The following is a 1623-nucleotide window of genomic DNA, read 5'->3' as shown; positions in this document are numbered from 1 at the left end:
CTTATATTCGAGGCGCAACAAAGTGAGCAAGACAAAAACGATGGGTGATTTCCTGCGAAACCGACTGGCAACGCTGCGCACGACAGCTTCGACCCTGGCGCTGGGCGCTGGCGTGTGGGTCACGGAGGTGGCCCACGCCGTGAACGACCTGCCCGGTGGTCCAGCGGTCAACCAGCTGAATTTCGCGCCTCCGGCCACCAAGATCGCCGAAGAACAGCACTGGCTGCACTGGTTCATGATGGCCATCTGCACGGTCATTTTCATCGTCGTCTTCGGCGTGATGTTCTATTCCATTCTCAAGCACCGCAAATCGGTGGGCCACAAGTCGCAGGAACTGGCCGAGCCGATCTGGGTGGAGCTGGGATGGACCATCGTGCCGCTGCTGATCGTGATCGGCATGGCCCTGCCGGCCACCAAGGTGCTGGTGGCTCAGAAAGACACCACCAACAGCGACCTGACCATCAAGGCCACGGGCATGCAGTGGAAGTGGGGTTACGACTACATCAAGGGCGAAGGCGAGGGCATCGCCTTCCTGTCCACTCTGGACAACAGCCACCGTGAAATGTCCAACAGCGGTAAGCCGCCGGCCACCGATGACTACTTGCTGAAGGTGGACAACCCGCTGGTGGTGCCGGTGGGCAAGAAAGTGCGCATCATCACCACCGCCAACGACGTGATCCACGCCTGGATGGTGCCGGCGTTCGGTGTCAAACAGGATGCGATCCCCGGCTTCGTGCGCGACACCTGGTTCCGCGCCGAAAAAACCGGTGACTTCTACGGCCAGTGCGCCGAGCTGTGCGGCAAGGAGCATGCCTACATGCCCATCCACGTGAAGGTGGTGACGCCCGCCGAGTACACCGCCTGGGTGGCCAGCCAGCAAAAGGCTGTGGTCGCTGCCAAGTGAGCAGTGAACTGAAGAAATCAGAATCTCTAAGGAAGCAACGATGAGCGCAGTTCTCGATCACCACGACGCACACGGTCACGACCACGATCACCACGCCCCCACGGGCTGGCGGCGCTGGGTCTATGCGACCAACCACAAAGACATCGGCACCCTGTACCTGCTGTTCGCTTTCACCATGCTCATGGTGGGCGGCGTGCTGGCCCTGCTGATCCGTGCCGAGCTGTTCCAGCCCGGCTTGCAGCTGGTCAACCCCGAGCTGTTCAACCAGCTCACCACCATGCATGGCCTGATCATGGTGTTCGGCGCCATCATGCCGGCCTTCGTGGGCTTTGCGAACTGGATGATCCCGCTGCAGATCGGCGCGTCCGACATGGCCTTCGCCCGCATGAACAATTTCAGCTTCTGGCTGATGATCCCGGCCGCTCTGATGCTGGTGTCCTCGTTCTTCATGCCCGGTGGCGCGCCCGCCGCCGGCTGGACGCTGTACGCCCCGCTGACGCTGCAGATGGGCCCCTCGATGGACGCTGGCATCTTCGCCATGCACATCCTGGGCGCGTCGTCCATCATGGGTTCGATCAACATCATCGTGACCATCCTGAACATGCGCGCCCCTGGCATGACGCTGATGAAGATGCCGATGTTCTGCTGGACCTGGCTGATCACCGCCTACCTGCTGATCGCCGTGATGCCCGTGCTGGCCGGCGCCATCACCATGACGC

1 protein-coding gene and 1 pseudogene are annotated in these 1623 nt (G+C 61.6%); both read left to right on the top strand.

From position 1 onward, the window contains the following. Nucleotides 1-40 precede the first annotated feature (40 nt). Nucleotides 41-895 (top strand): annotated as a pseudogene (gene coxB, locus ACR2JA_RS18270) (cytochrome c oxidase subunit II); the annotation flags it as partial. Nucleotides 896-944: 49 nt separating this feature from the next. Next, a partial coding sequence (locus ACR2JA_RS18265) for a cbb3-type cytochrome c oxidase subunit I (RefSeq protein ID WP_434010493.1) occupies nt 945-1623 on the top strand: 679 nt, incomplete at its 3' end.

Source organism: Hydrogenophaga sp. (assembly GCF_051007235.1).
GTDB lineage: Bacteria > Pseudomonadota > Gammaproteobacteria > Burkholderiales > Burkholderiaceae_C > Hydrogenophaga.
This window is presented reverse-complemented; position numbering and strand designations above follow the sequence as displayed.